General features: G+C 66.4%; 12 protein-coding genes. 10 read left to right on the forward strand and 2 right to left on the reverse strand.

Annotated features, from left to right (window positions below; all coding sequences use genetic code 11):
* Positions 1–6 precede the first annotated feature (6 nt).
* Genes V9L21_RS25075 through ygiD form a run of 4 tightly spaced genes read left to right on the forward strand, consistent with a single transcriptional unit; the run spans position 7 to position 4,021 of the window.
* Positions 7–918 (forward strand): ABC transporter permease, encoded by a 912-nt coding sequence (locus tag V9L21_RS25075; RefSeq protein ID WP_258504323.1) that lies wholly within the window; start codon positions 7–9, stop codon positions 916–918.
* A gap of 20 nt (positions 919–938) precedes the next feature.
* Positions 939–2,009 (forward strand): ABC transporter ATP-binding protein, encoded by a 1,071-nt coding sequence (locus V9L21_RS25080; RefSeq protein ID WP_337315500.1) that lies wholly within the window; start codon positions 939–941, stop codon positions 2,007–2,009.
* A complete protein-coding gene (locus V9L21_RS25085; protein ID WP_337315501.1) occupies positions 2,006–3,031 on the forward strand; it encodes an ABC transporter ATP-binding protein in 1,026 nt (341 codons plus the stop codon). The genes V9L21_RS25080 and V9L21_RS25085 overlap by 4 nt, the downstream gene beginning before the upstream one ends.
* Positions 3,032–3,088: 57 nt before the next feature.
* Entirely contained in the window at positions 3,089–4,021 is a 933-nt protein-coding gene (gene ygiD, locus V9L21_RS25090; RefSeq protein WP_337315502.1) for a 4,5-DOPA dioxygenase extradiol, read from the forward strand.
* A gap of 10 nt (positions 4,022–4,031) precedes the next feature.
* On the opposite strand, the gene zwf is transcribed toward ygiD, so the two are convergent.
* On the reverse strand, positions 4,032–5,498 hold the full coding sequence (gene zwf, locus V9L21_RS25095) for a glucose-6-phosphate dehydrogenase (protein ID WP_309949602.1): 1,467 nt from the start codon (positions 5,496–5,498) through the stop codon (positions 4,032–4,034).
* Between the two features lie 140 nt (positions 5,499–5,638).
* On the opposite strand from zwf, the gene V9L21_RS25100 reads away from it, so the two are divergent.
* Genes V9L21_RS25100 through V9L21_RS25115 form a run of 4 tightly spaced genes read left to right on the forward strand, consistent with a single transcriptional unit; the run spans position 5,639 to position 10,636 of the window.
* Positions 5,639–6,652, forward strand: a complete 1,014-nt coding sequence (locus V9L21_RS25100; RefSeq protein WP_337315503.1) for an ABC transporter substrate-binding protein — start codon at positions 5,639–5,641, stop codon at positions 6,650–6,652.
* Positions 6,653–8,914, forward strand: coding sequence for an ABC transporter permease (locus V9L21_RS25105; RefSeq protein WP_337315504.1), 2,262 nt, complete (start codon positions 6,653–6,655; stop codon positions 8,912–8,914).
* A gap of 15 nt (positions 8,915–8,929) precedes the next feature.
* Complete coding sequence (locus V9L21_RS25110) at positions 8,930–9,982, forward strand: ABC transporter ATP-binding protein (RefSeq protein ID WP_337315505.1); 1,053 nt, start codon at positions 8,930–8,932, stop codon at positions 9,980–9,982.
* Positions 9,983–9,994: 12 nt separating this feature from the next.
* Complete coding sequence (locus tag V9L21_RS25115; protein ID WP_337315506.1) at positions 9,995–10,636, forward strand: HAD family hydrolase; 642 nt, start codon at positions 9,995–9,997, stop codon at positions 10,634–10,636.
* Here V9L21_RS25115 and V9L21_RS25120 read toward each other — a convergent pair.
* Positions 10,623–11,300, reverse strand: coding sequence for a lipocalin family protein (locus tag V9L21_RS25120; RefSeq protein ID WP_337315507.1), 678 nt, complete (start codon positions 11,298–11,300; stop codon positions 10,623–10,625). The genes V9L21_RS25115 and V9L21_RS25120 overlap by 14 nt on opposite strands.
* Before the next feature lie 242 nt (positions 11,301–11,542).
* Between V9L21_RS25120 and tal the strand changes: the two genes are divergently transcribed.
* The gene (gene tal, locus V9L21_RS25125) at positions 11,543–12,502 is read left to right on the forward strand and encodes a transaldolase (protein WP_258504332.1); all 960 of its coding nucleotides are present in this window, start codon (positions 11,543–11,545) and stop codon (positions 12,500–12,502) included.
* A 2-nt stretch (positions 12,503–12,504) separates the two neighbouring features.
* The gene (gene pgi / locus V9L21_RS25130) at positions 12,505–14,064 is read left to right on the forward strand and encodes a glucose-6-phosphate isomerase (RefSeq protein ID WP_337315508.1); all 1,560 of its coding nucleotides are present in this window, start codon (positions 12,505–12,507) and stop codon (positions 14,062–14,064) included.
* Positions 14,065–14,171: the final 107 nt, after the last annotated feature.

Consider the following 14,171-nt stretch of genomic DNA (forward strand, 5'->3'; position numbering starts at 1 on the left):
TTCACGATGAAAAAAACACTCGCCCGCTGGCTCGACAGCGACGTCGGCTACAGCTTCCGCACTTCGCCCGTGGCAATCGGTGCGGCACTCATCGCGCTGGCCTGCGTGTTCTGCGCGGTCTTTGCCGGATGGGTCTCTCCCCACAACCCTTTTGACCTTGCAACGCTCGAACTCGGCGATGCGCGCCTGCCGCCCGCGTGGAGCGCCGAAGGCTCTTCCAAGTACCTGCTAGGCACCGATGACCAGGGCCGCGACATCCTCTCGGCTGTGATCTACGGCGCGCGCATTTCGCTGATTGTCGGCGTCGTGTCGGTATTGCTGTCGATCACGGTCGGCGTCGTGTTCGGCCTGCTCGCAGGCTTTCTCGGCGGCTGGCTCGATTCCTTCCTGATGCGCGTGTGCGACGTGATGCTGTCGTTTCCGCCCATCTTGGTGGCGCTGCTCATTGCAGGCGTAGGCCGCGCGCTGTTCCCGGGCGCCCATGAGTCGCTGGCCTTCGGCGTGCTCATCATCTCCATCTCTTTGACGGGCTGGGTGCAATATGCGCGCACGGTGCGCGGCTCCACGCTGGTGGAGCGCAACAAGGAATACGTGCAGGCCGCCCGCGTGACCGGCGTGGCGCCGCTGCGCATCATGCTGCGCCACGTGCTGCCCAACGTGATGGGACCGGTGATGGTGCTGGCCACCATTCAGGTGGCCACGGCCATCATCACCGAGGCGACGCTGTCGTTCCTCGGCGTCGGCGTGCCGCCGACATCTCCTTCGCTCGGAACGCTGATCAGCATCGGCAACCAGTATCTGTTCTCGGGCGAGTGGTGGATCACCGTGTTCCCCGGCCTGATGCTGGTGCTGATCGCACTCAGCGTGAACCTGCTCGGCGACTGGCTGCGGGACGCGCTCAACCCGCGCCTGCGCTAAACAAAAAGGACAACGCCATCATGACGCTGCTCCAGGTCAAAAACCTCGTCGTCGAGTTTCCGCACCGTCGCGGTACGCTGCGTGCGCTCGACGGCATTTCTTTCGACATCGCACCTGGCGAAATCCTCGGCGTGGTGGGCGAGTCGGGTGCCGGCAAGTCGCTCACGGGCGCCGCGATCATCGGGTTGCTCGAGCCGCCGGGCCGCGTGGCCAGCGGAGAAATCGTGCTCGAAGGCCAGCGCATCGACAACCTGGGTTTCGATGCGATGCGCCCGATCCGGGGCCGCAAGATCGGCGCGATCTTCCAAGACCCGCTGACCTCGCTGAACCCGCTCTACACCGTGGGCCGGCAATTGGTGGAAACCATTCGCGCCCATCTTCCGGTCACCGAAGCCGAAGCGCGGCGCCGCGCCATCGGCCTGCTGCAGGACACCGGCATTCCCGCCGCCGAACAGCGCATCGACCACTTTCCGCATCAGTTTTCGGGCGGCATGCGCCAGCGCGTGGTGATTGCACTCGCGCTCGCGGCCGAGCCCAAGCTCATCGTGGCGGACGAGCCGACCACGGCGCTCGACGTGTCGATCCAGGCGCAGATCATCCAGTTGCTCAAGCGGGTCTGCAAGGAGCGCGGCGCCGCCGTGATGCTGATCACGCACGACATGGGCGTGATTGCCGAAACCTGCGACCGCGTGGCCGTGATGTACGCGGGCCGTGTCGCCGAGATCGGCCCGGTGCACGAAGTGATCCACCAGCCGGCGCACCCCTACACCTCCGGCCTGATGGCGTCGATTCCCGACATGGCCAGCGACCGCGAGCGGTTGAACCAGATCGACGGCGCCATGCCCCGGCTCAACGCCATTCCGAAGGGCTGTGCCTACAACCCGCGCTGCCCGCGCACATTTGCACGCTGCCTGACCGAGCGGCCCGAGCTCATGCACGCGGGTGCCACGCGCGCCGCCTGCTGGCTGCACGACGCCGCCGATCCGCACAAGGGCCAGGCCGAACTCGCGGCCCGGCATCACGATGCGCAGCTTGCCGGTGAACGCGCCGTTCCCGATGCGGCCGCACCTATTGCAGAGGTCACCCGATGAGCGCAGTACTCGCACCCAAGGCAGAAGGCGGCGAGCCGCTCGTGGTCGCCCACGACCTGGCCCGCACTTTCGACGTGTCGCCGCCCTGGCTCAACCGCGTGCTCGAACGCAAGCCGCGCGTGCTGCTGCATGCGGTCGACGGCGTGAGCTTTTCCATCGAACGCGGCAAGACGCTGGCGCTGGTCGGCGAATCGGGCTGCGGCAAGAGCACCGTCGCGCGCCTCTTGGTCGGCTTGTATGCACCGACCCGCGGCGGCTTGCAGTTCGACGGCCAGGATGCGCACGCCGCGTTCAAGACGCCCGAAGGCCGCAAGCTGCGCCGCCGCATCCAGATGATCTTCCAGGACCCGTACGCGAGCCTGAACCCGCGCTGGATCGTCGAAGACATCATCGGCGAGCCGCTGCGCGAGCACGGCATCCTGAGCGGCAAGGCCGAGCTGCGCGAACGCGTGGGCGAACTGCTCAAGTCCGTCGGCCTCTCGCCGTTGGATATGAGCAAGTACCCGCACCAGTTCTCCGGCGGCCAGCGCCAGCGCATTTCGATTGCGCGCGCGCTCGCCACGCAGCCCGAGTTTCTGGTGTGCGACGAGCCCACCTCCGCGCTCGACGTGAGCGTGCAGGCGCAGGTGCTCAACATCATGAAGGACCTGCAGCGCCAGCAGGGGCTCACCTATCTATTCATCTCGCACAACCTTGCGGTGGTGCGGCATGTGGCCGACCAGGTTGGGGTGATGTACCTGGGCCGGCTGGTCGAGGTGGCCGACAAGCAAAAGCTCTTCGCCGAGCCCCAGCATCCGTACACGCGCATGCTGCTCGATGCGATTCCACAGATGAAGCACACCGGTCGTGCACGCACGCCGGTCCGGGGCGAAGTGCCGAACCCGCTCAATCCGCCGGCGGGCTGTGCGTTTCATCCGCGCTGCCCGCATGCGAATGCGCGCTGCTCGGCCGAGCGGCCGAAGCTCTTGAGCATCAAGGGCGTGCAGGTGGCTTGCCATGCGGCGGAAGAAGGCCGCATCTAGCCAAAAGGTGTGCGCAAACGCACTGACCCGCCCGGCACGCCGGCGCAGAGTGCGGCCATGACAATGAAGAAGCACCCGAGCGAAGACAGCAGCCGAGCGATTCAGGCGGAACTTGGCCGCCGCGGCTTTCTCATGAGCTCCGCGCTCGGTGCGACCGCCACGCTCGCATCTCTCTGCTCGCTATCGAATGCCGCAGCGGGTACGCCCGCGCGGCGCCTGCCGGTCATCTTCATCGGCCACGGCTCGCCCATGAACGCGCTGGCCGACAACGCCTTCACGCGCCGCTTGGCCGCGTGGGGCAAGGAGCTTCCGCGGCCTTCGGCCATTCTGAGTGTGTCTGCCCACTGGTTGAGCCGCGGCGCTACCGGCGTCGGAATGCAGGAGCGGCCAAAGACGATTCACGACTTCGGCGGCTTTCCCCAGGCGCTCTTCGACATCGACTATCCCGCGCCGGGCCATCCCGCGCTGGCACGCGAAGCCATCGGCGCAGTCAAGCAGACTCCGGTGGTGGCCGCACAGCAATGGGGCCTGGACCATGGCACGTGGACGGTGCTGAAGCACCTGTACCCGAAGGCCGACATTCCTGTGTTCCAGCTCAGCATCGACTACGACAAGCCGGCGGCGTTTCACTACGCCGTCGGCCGCGACCTTGCGGCGCTGCGCGACAAGGGCGTGCTGGTGATGGGAAGCGGCAACGTGGTGCATAACCTGCGGGCCACCGACCGCGGCACGCCCGACGGGCCCGCGGCCAGCCGGCCGTGGGCGCAAGGCTTCGACGACGCGGTGAAGGCCGCGCTGGCAGGCCGGGACGACCGCGCATTGGTCGCCTACGAAAAGCTGGAGGGCGCCGCGACCGCTGTCGCAACGCCGGACCACTACTTTCCTTTTCTCTACGCCCTCGGTGCCGCAGGATCGGGCGAGCGCGCGAAGACGATCTACGAAGGTTTCCAGTCAGGCACGCTGAGCATGCGCTGCCTCCAGTTCGGCTGAGCGCGCGGGCCTACTGCTCCTCGCCCCACGAGAAGCCGTCGCGCGCAATCATTGCGCTCGAGGCGCTCGGGCCCCAGGTGCCGGCCGCGTAGGGGCGCGGTCCGCCGTCCGATGCCCAGCTGTCGATCAGCGGCTCGACCCAGCGCCATGCCTCTTCCTGCTCGTCGCTGCGCACGAACAGGTTCAGGCGCCCGTCGATCACGTCGAGCAGCAGCCGTTCGTAGGCACCCACGCGCTCGGCGCCAAAGCGCTTGTCGAAGTCCAGGTCGAGCTGCACCGGCGCCAGCTGCGCGGCGCTCTGGTGGCCGTTGCTGCGGCGGTTGTCCTGTGCCTGCGCAAGCATGTGCAGCTCCAGGCCGTCCTTGGGCTGCAGGTTGATCACCAGCTTGTTGACGGCGCCCGAGGGCGCGCGGTAGATGGCGTGCGGCGTCGGCCGAAAGTTGACCTCGATGCGCGCATCGCGCGAGGCCAGCCGCTTGCCGGTGCGAATGTAGAGCGGCACGCCGGCCCAGCGCCAGTTGGCAATTTCGGTGCGTAGCGCCACGAAGGTCTCGGTACGGCTGTCGGGGTCCACGCCGGGCTCGTCGCGGTAGCCCGGCACGCGCTCGCCGTAGGCGGTGCCGGCCGTGTACTGCCCGCGAATGGCATGCAGGCCCAGCGTTTCGGGCGTCCACGGCTTGAGCGCGCGCAGCACCTTGAGCTTTTCGTCGCGAATGGCATCGGCATGCGAGTTGATCGGCGGCTCCATGCCAATGGCGCAGACCAGCTGCAGCGCATGGTTCTGCACCATGTCGCGCAAGGCGCCGGTCTGGTCGTAGAAGGCGCCGCGCTTTTCAACGCCCAGGTCTTCGGCAATGGTGATCTGGATGTTGGCAATGTGCTCGCGGCGCCAGATCGGTTCGAACAGCGCGTTGCCGAAGCGCATGGCGAACAGGTTCTGCACCGAGGGCTTGCCGAGGTAGTGGTCGATACGGAAAACCTGCTTTTCCTCGAGCACCTTGCACACGGCGGCGTTGATCGCGCGGTTGGACGCCAGGTCGTGGCCCAGCGGCTTCTCGAGCACCATGCGGGTGGTCGGTCCGTTCAGGCCCGCCGCGGCGATCTGCTCCACCACCTGGGTGAAGAGCGCCGGTGCCGTGGCCACGTACATCACCACGGTGTCTGCGTTGCGCTGCTTAAGCAGGTCGGCAAGCCGCGTGTAGTCGGCCGGCTTGGACAAGTCCATGCGCAGGTAATGCAGCAGCGAGGCGAACTTTTCGAACTCTTCGGCCGAGGGGCGCTTGGCGCCTTCCACGGCGTTGAAGCGCGACTGGATCAGCTCGCGGTACTGGTCGTCCGAGAGGTCGTCCCGCGCTACGCCGACGATGCGTCCGTCTTTCGGCAGGCTGCCGTGCCTGAAGGCCTGGAACAGCGCGGGCATCAGCTTGCGCCATGCAAGATCGCCAGTACCGCCGAACAGAACGAGATCGAAGCTCATGTGTCGAATTTCCTTTTGTCTTGGTGCCGAGTGGGCTGTTTCAACCGAATGGTACTTGTACCAATTCATGAAACCTGTACGAAAGCTACGCTCAACCCCGGCCGGGAGGCCTATTTTTGTTTTCGAGGCGGGGTTTTCACATGAAGAAGCTTTTTACTGCAGCGGCCTTGCTGGGTTTGTCGGCCGCCGCATCGGCACAGGGCACGGTCAACGTGATCTGCTCGGTCCAGGCCGAATGGTGCAACGTGATTGCCACTGTGTATGCACGCACCACCGGTACCCGCATCAACATGTCGCTCAAGGGCTCGGGCGAGGCTTTGGCCCAGCTCATCGCCGAAAAGGACAACCCCAAGACCGACGTATGGTTCGGCGGCACCGGCGATCCGCACCTGCAGGCGGCCGAGCAGGGCCTCACGCTCGAATACAAGTCGCCCACCCTGGCGCAACTGCACCCCTGGGCCCAGCAGCAGGCCAAGCAGTCGGGCTACAAGACGGTCGGCATCTATTCGGGGCCGCTGGGCTTCGGCTACAACCCCGAGCTGCTCGCCAAGAAGAAGCTGCCCGTGCCCAAGACCTGGTCCGACCTGCTCAAGCCCGAATACAAGGGCGACGTCCAGGTGGCCAATCCCGCCTCCAGCGGCACGGCCTACACCATGATCGCCACGCTGGTGCAGCTCATGGGCGAAGACAAGGCTTTCGATTACCTCAAGGCGCTGCACAAGAACGTGGGCCAGTACACCCGCTCGGGCACGGGCCCCATCAAGGCCGTGGCGCGCGGCGAAACGGCGGTGTCCATCAGCTTCGTGCATGACGGCCCGGGCGAGAAGATGCAGGGCTTTCCGGTCGAGACCATCACGCCCAGCGACGGCACGGGCGCTGAGATCGGCTCCATGAGCATCATCAAGGGCGCGCGCAACCTGGAGGCCGCGAAGAAGTTCTACGAATGGGCGCTGACGCCCGGCGCGCAGGAGCTTGGTGCCGCCAACAAGCAGTTCCAGCTGCCGAGCAACAGCGCTGCCAAGCTCGACTCGCGCATTCCGGACTTCAAGAAGATCAAGTTCATCAACTACGACTACGCCAAGTACGGCGCCAGTGCCGAGCGTCGGCGCCTGATCGCGCGCTGGGAAAAAGACGTCAACTCGCTCCCGCGCTAAGTGGGCACCGTTGCCGCCGGCGCCGCGCCGGCCAATCCGGCGGCCGCCGCTTCGGCCCGGCGCTCGCAGCGCTGGATCTGGGCCTGGGTGGCACTGGGCTTTGCGGCCTACCTCGTGCTGCCTTGGTATGCAATCCAGGATTCGACGTGGTACGAGGCCGTTCCGCAAGTGTTCGGCCAGGCCGAAGGCGCCAATGGACTGATGCAGGCGGCCACGCAGGGCCGCAGCTGGCTCTTCATCGGCCTTGCGGGCCTGGCAATGTGCGCCATCGGCGCGTGGCTGCCGCCCGGCCGCTCCCAAGGGCGGTGGCTTCTGGCTGGTGGCGCCTTGGGTGCCATCGGCCTAGCGGTCGCGGGCTTCACCATCGGTGCGCGCGGCTGGAGCCTTGCGGCGCTCAACACGCAGTTCGGCGAACTGGCGGTCAACCAGTTCGGCATTGGCGCGGGCGGCTTCGTGGCGCTCACCGCGCTCACGCTGCTGGCGGCGTTCGGCATTGCGCGGCTGGGGCTTTTCAAGGGCGACCTGTTCGTGGCGGCCGCGGTCATCGGCTGCGGTGTGCTGATGGCGCTGTTCATTGCCTATCCGGTCAGCAAGGCGCTGGCCGGTGCGTTCTTCAATGAAGAGGGGCAGTGGTCGATCACCGCGTTCATCGCGCGCGTGTTCACTGAACGCATCTGGGGACTGGGCTGCGTAGCAGGCGGCGTACGCTGCGGCGTCGCCTGGAACACGCTGGTGCTCGCCTTGCTCACCGCCGCTGGCACCACGTTTCTCGGCACGCTGATGGCGCTGATGGCCGAGCGCGGCAGCAAGCGCGGGCAGGGCGCACTGCGGGTGCTGGCGCTGCTGCCGATCATCACGCCGCCGTTCGTGGTGGGTCTGGGGCTCATCCTGCTGTTCGGCCGCGCGGGCATCGTCAACCAGCTGCTCGAAAACCTGTTCGGCATCGAGCCGACGCGCTGGTTCTACGGCATGCCGGGCGTGCTGGTGGCGCAGCTCTTCGCCTTCACGCCCATCGCCTTCATGATCATGCGTGGTGTGGTGCAAGGCATTGCGCCCAGCCTCGAAGAAGCCGCGCAAATGCTGCGTGCCGACCGGCGCCGCACCTTCTTCACGATCACGCTGCCGCTGTTGAAGCCCGGGCTGGCCAACGCCTTCCTGGTCGGCTTCATCGAGAGCATTGCGGACTTCGGCAACCCGGTCGTCGTGGGTGGCCAGTTCTCGGTGCTGTCGACCGACATCTTCTTTGCCATTGTCGGCGCGCAGTACGACCAGGGCCGTGCGGCTTCGCTCGCCTGGGTGCTCACGCTCTTCGCATTGGGCGTGTTCGCGCTGCAGCGCGGCGTGCTCGGCAAGCAGAACTACACCACCGTGAGCGGCAAGGGCGATGCGGGCATTGCCATGGCGCTGCCCGACGGCGTGCGCCGCACCATCTACTGCATCGCACTGCCGTGGATCGCGTTCACGGCCGTGGTCTACCTGTTCGCCTTTGCGGGCGGCTTCGTGCAGACCTGGGGCCGCGACTACAGCTTCACGCTCAATCACTTCAAGAATGCATTCGCGCTCGAGTGGGGGCAGTTCGGGCTGGTGTGGGCCGGCACGGCATGGAACTCGCTGATCACCACGCTCAAGCTTGCGGGCATCTCTGCGCCGATCACCGCGGCTCTGGGTTTGCTGATTGCGTGGCTGCTGGCTCGCAACGAGTTCAAGGGACAGGGCGTGTTCGAATTCGGCGCGCTGCTGGCCTTTGCCATCCCAGGCACGGTGCTCGGCGTGAGCTACATCCTGGCCTTCAACGTGCCGCCGTTCGAGCTCACGGGCACCGGGCTCATCATCGTGCTGTGCTTCATGTTCCGCAACCTGCCGGTCGGCGTGCGGGCCGGCACGGCGGCCTTCAAGCAACTGGACCGCTCGCTCGACGAAGCCTCGCTGATGCTGCGCGCCTCCACGTCGCAGACGCTCTTCAAGGTGGTGCTGCCGCTATTGAAACCCGCGCTGGTGGCGGCGCTGGTCTACAGCTTCGTGCGCGCCATGACGACGGTGAGCGCGGTGATCTTCCTGGTCACGGCCGAGAACGAGCTTGCCACCACCTACATCATCGGCCGCGTGGGCAACGGCGACTACGGCATTGCGCTGGCCTACTGCACGGTGCTCATGATCCTGATGTCGCTGGCCATTGCGCTGGTGCAGTGGGTGGTTGGCGAGCGCAAGCTGGGGCGTCGCAAGGCGGGCGTGCCGATGGTGGCCGCGCCCGTGGTGCATTGACCGGGAGAAGAACACATGAGCAACGGCATCGAATTCCGCAACGTCACCAAGCGCTACGGCACCGACAAGAGCGGCCCGCTGGCGGTCAAGGGCATCAGCTTCGAGGTGCCGGTCGGCACACTCACCACCATCCTCGGCCCCTCCGGCTGCGGCAAGACGACCACGCTGCGCATGATCGCGGGGCTCGAATCGCCGACCTCGGGCTCGATCCTGATGGGCGGACGCGACGTCACCACGCTCGGCCCGGCCGAGCGCAACGTGAGCATGATGTTCCAGAGCTACGCGCTCTTCCCGCACATGAACGTGATCGAGAACGTGGGCTATGGCCTGCGCATGAGCGGCCTGAAGAAGGACGAAGCCGTCGTCCGCGCGCGCGATGCGCTCAAGGGCGTGGGGCTGGTCGGCTTCGACGAGCGGCTGCCCAGCGAACTCTCGGGTGGCCAGCAGCAGCGCGTGGCCTTGGCACGCGCCCTTGTGCTGGAGCCTGCGGTATTGCTGTTCGATGAGCCGTTGTCCAACCTCGATGCCCGCCTGCGCCGCGAAATGCGCGAAGAGATTCGCGCGCTGCAGCAGCGCCTGAAACTCACTGTGGCTTATGTGACGCACGACCAGAGCGAGGCGCTGGCCGTGAGCGACCAGATCATCGTGATGGACCACGGCGTCATCGCCCAGCGCGGCACGCCCGAGCAGCTCTACGGCCGGCCCGAAAGCGAATTTGTCGCGGGCTTCATGGGCGAGGCGATGGTTTTTCCGGCCATGGCGCAAGCCGACGGCAGCGTCACCTTCGGCCCGCTGCGCCTGCAGCCGCGCCATGCGGTGGCGCCCGGCGCCGTGAAGGTGGCGGTGCGCCCCGAAGCCTGGAACATCGGCGCTGCCGAGGCGGCCCAGGGGCTGCCTGCCACCTTGCGAAAGGCTGCCTACCTGGGCAGCTTCTATGAATACGGCTTCGACACCCCGATCGGGCCCGTCTTCGTGGTGTCGACCGATCTTTCGCGCCCCCTGGCCGCGGGCGCGCAGGCCACGCTGTCGCTGGCGGCGCACGGCGTCAGCGTGGTGCCCGGCGCATGAAACAATGGCGCCATGAACGTGGTTTTCGATCTTGGCGCCGTGCTGCTGGCATGGGAGCCCACCCGGCTGGTGCAAACCCATCTTCCCGAACACGCCTCCACTGAGCTTGCCGCCGCGGCGCTCGGCCGGGCGCTGTTCCACCATGACGACTGGCTGTGCTTCGACTGCGGCACGCGCTCGCTCGAAGACGCCATTGCGCGCATGGCCCAGCGCCTGTCGCTTCCCGCCGCACGGCTCGACGAGATGCTCGGCACGCTGGGCGAGCGCCTGGAGCCGATCCCGGTCACGGTCGAGCTGCTCGAAGGGCTGTTCGCTCGCCGCGACGCCGGCGAGGCACTGCGCCTTTACTACCTCTCGAACATGCCTGCGCCCTATGCGCGCGCCATTGAGCGCCGGCACGGCTTCATCCGGCGTTTCGACGGCGGGGTCTTTTCTGGCGACGTGAAGTTCATCAAGCCGAATCGCGAAATCTACGAGCTGCTGGCGGTGCGCCATGCGCTCGATCCGCAGCAGACGGTTTTCATCGACGATTCAGCGGCCAATGTGGAAGCGGCGCGCGCCTTCGGATGGCACGCCATTCACTGCACCCACCCCGCCGCGCTGGCGGCGCAGCTCGGGCGCTATCTGCCGTCCGTCTCGACTACCGGGCGGTAAGCACTACCTTGGTGGTGTCGAAGCCCAGGCTGGCAGCGTAGTCCAGCTCGGCCTGCAACGCGTCGTCTTCCAGCCGGGGAGCGCGCGAAAGCACCCAGAGGTACTGGCGATCAGGCGTGCCGACCAGCGCCACCTGGTAGTCGCGGTCGAGCTTCAGGATCCAGTAGTCGCCCCACACCATCGGCAGCCAGCTCAGCCAGGAAGGTGCAAAGCGCACTTCGAGCCGGCCCGCGCCGGGCTGGCCCGCCACCGGCACCACGCGCGCCGTGCCTATGGCCTCGTCGAAGTTGCCGTCGGGCCGCACGCAGCGGTTGATGACCTGCAGCGTTCCGTCGGGCTGGGGTGTGTACTCGGCGGTCACCGGGCCGGCGCACTGCTTCTGGAAGCGGTTCGGCAGCCGGGCCTGTTCATGCCAGACGCCGGCATAGCGCTGGATATCGACCGGCGCCACCACCTGCAGCGGAGCGCGCATGAGTGGTGCGCCGTCGGCGGGGCCGGGCAGTTGCGCCCGCGCGGTGCGGCCTGCGCCAAGGGCGAGCCAGGTAGCCACGCCGCCCACCACGAAGGCAGTGGCCAGGGTGCCGATGGCCGAACTGGTGCGGCGGTCGTCGAAAGGAGCGCGGTTCGCCGCTGCGGAAGCTGCGGTGCGATGGCGGAAGGACATGGGGGGCACTCCTCTGTAGTCGAAAGCATCAAGGCGGGAAGCCGCAGGCTAGCCCCTGAACGCAAGCGCTGCCGTCAGCGGCGGACCACAGCCCATGTAGGGCAGGGCAGCCGGCGTACAACCCTGTCGGCCGAAGGCCGATGCGGCGCGGTGAAAAGCCGTGCTACGGTGCGCATGAAAACATCGGCCCCAGCGCAATAGCGTGCAGGACTTGTCATCACCCGCACAGGATAATCTTCGACATGAATCAACTCGATGCTCTCCGTCAATGGACCACCGTGGTCGCCGACACCGGCGACTTCAAGCAACTCAGCATTTCCAAGCCGCAGGACGCGACCACCAATCCGTCGCTCATCCTCAAGGCGGTGCAAAAGCCCGAGTACCGGCCGCTGCTCGACGAAGCCGTCAAGAGCCACGCAGGCAAGCCGCTCGACGAAGTGATCGACCGCCTGCTGGTGCGTTTCGGCGCCGAGATTCTCTCGATCATTCCCGGACGCGTATCGACTGAAGTCGACGCCCGCCTGTCGTTCGACACGGCCGCCACCATTGCGCGCGGCGAGCGCATCGTGGCGCTCTACAAGGCCGAAGGCATCGACACCGAGAAGCGCCTGCTGATCAAGGTGGCCTCCACGTGGGAGGGCATCCAGGCGGCGCGCGCGCTCGAGCAGAAGGGCATTCGAACCAACCTCACACTGCTGTTCTCGTTCGCGCAGGCAGTGGCCTGCGCCGAGGCCGGCGTGCAGCTCATTTCGCCGTTTGTGGGCCGCATCTACGACTGGTACAAGAAGTCGGCAGGCGCCAAATGGGACGAGGCGGCGAGCGCGGGCGCCAACGATCCGGGCGTCAAGTCGGTGCGCGAGATCTACAACTACTACAAGCAGCACGGCATCAAGACCGAGGTAATGGGTGCGAGCTTCCGCAATGTGGGGCAGATCCAGGCCCTGGCCGGCTGCGACCTGCTGACCATCAGCCCCGAGCTTCTGGCCGAGCTGGCCGCCAGCAATGAGCCGCTCGAGCACGCGCTTGACGCCAAGAAGGCTGCCGCAACGGCCAGCGTGGAGAAGCTGAGCTACGACGAGCCGAGCTTCCGCTTCGCGTTGAACGAAGACGCCATGGCCACCGAGAAGCTCGCCGAAGGCATCCGCGCCTTTGCGGCCGACGCCGTGAAGCTGGAAAAACTCATGCAGGAAAGCGGCAAGTAAACATGGCCATGACCCTTCGCTGCGACCGCGCGCCCGCTTGGGCGCAACTGCAAAGCTACTTCGAGACCGCGGGCCGCCAGTTCGACGTGCGCCACGCCTTCGTGGACGACGCCGGGCGCTTCGAGCGCTTCAGCCAGGAGGCGCCTTACGTTTTTGCCGACCTGTCGAAGAACCTGATCGACGCGCGCACCGAGGAAATGCTGCTCACGCTGGCCCGCGAATGCGGCCTCGAGGCGCATCGCGATGCGATGTTTGCCGGCGAGCACATCAACAACACCGAAGACCGCGCGGTGCTGCACACGCTGTTGCGCGCGCCGGCCAATGCCGCGGTGGGCAACAAGACCGCCGCCGAGCTGCGTCAAGTGCACGCCACGCTCGACGCGATGCTGGCCTATGCCGAGAAGGTGCGCGGCGACCACACGATCACCGACGTGGTCAACATCGGCATTGGCGGCTCCGACCTCGGCCCGCAAATGGCAGTGCTGGCGCTCGCCGAATTCGCCGCGCCGGGCAAGCGCTTTCATTTCGTTTCGAACGTCGATGGCCACGAGCTCGACGGCGTGCTGCGCGACCTGGCACCCGAACACACGCTGTTCCTGATTGCGTCCAAGACCTTCACCACGACCGAGACGATGACCAATGCGCTCTCGGCCAAGCGCTGGTACGAGCAGTCGGGCGGCACGGACATCGCCGGCCACTTTGCCGCGCTCACCACCAACGTGGAGGCCGCGAAGCAATTCGGCATCGACACGACCTTCGGCTTCTGGGACTGGGTGGGTGGCCGCTATTCGCTGTGGTCGGCCATCGGGTTGCCGATTGCGCTGGCAATCGGCGCCGACGGATTCCGCCGGCTGCTGGCGGGCGCGCATGCAATGGACGAGCACTTCCGCACCGCGCCGCTCGAAAAGAACCTGCCGGTGCGCCTGGGCCTGCTCGACATCTGGTATCGCAACTTCCACAAGTTCACGAGCCGCGGCATCGCGCCGTATCACAGCGCCTTGAAGCGTCTGCCGGCCTACCTGCAGCAGCTCGAGATGGAAAGCAACGGAAAGCAGGTCGATGCAAGCGGCGAGCCGCTGCCGAATGGCTTGGGCACTTCGCCCGTGCTCTGGGGCGAGCCCGGCACCAATGGCCAACATGCCTACTTCCAGATGCTGCACCAGGGCACGGACGTGATTCCGCTCGAGTTCGTGGCGGTGCGCGATGCAGCGCACACGCTCGAAGGTCACCACCCCAAGCTGCTGGCCAATGCGCTCGCGCAGGCGCAGGCACTGATGGTCGGCAAGCTCGATGCCGGCGGCCACAAGAACTTTCCGGGCAACCGGCCGAGCACCTTCTTCGTGTTCGAGAAGCTCACGCCCGAGTCACTCGGCGCCTTTCTCGCAATGTACGAGCACCGTGTGTTCACCAGCGGCGCGCTGTGGGGCATCAACAGCTTCGACCAGTGGGGTGTGGAACTCGGCAAGGTGCTCGCGAAAGACATCGAACCGCGTCTTGCTTCGGGCGACATCATGGGGCTTGACGCCTCGACGGCCGGGTTGCTGAAGCGGCTGGGTTCCTGAACTGCTTCGGTTTCTAAGGCCGCAGGGGATATTCAGGGCGGCGCACCCGCCGACGGGGTACCTTTCTCCGCGAATGTCCCCCGGCCTGCGGCCTCCTCCTTTATTTC

This window comes from Variovorax sp. CCNWLW235, assembly GCF_037204085.1.
Taxonomy (GTDB): Bacteria; Pseudomonadota; Gammaproteobacteria; order Burkholderiales; family Burkholderiaceae_C; genus Variovorax.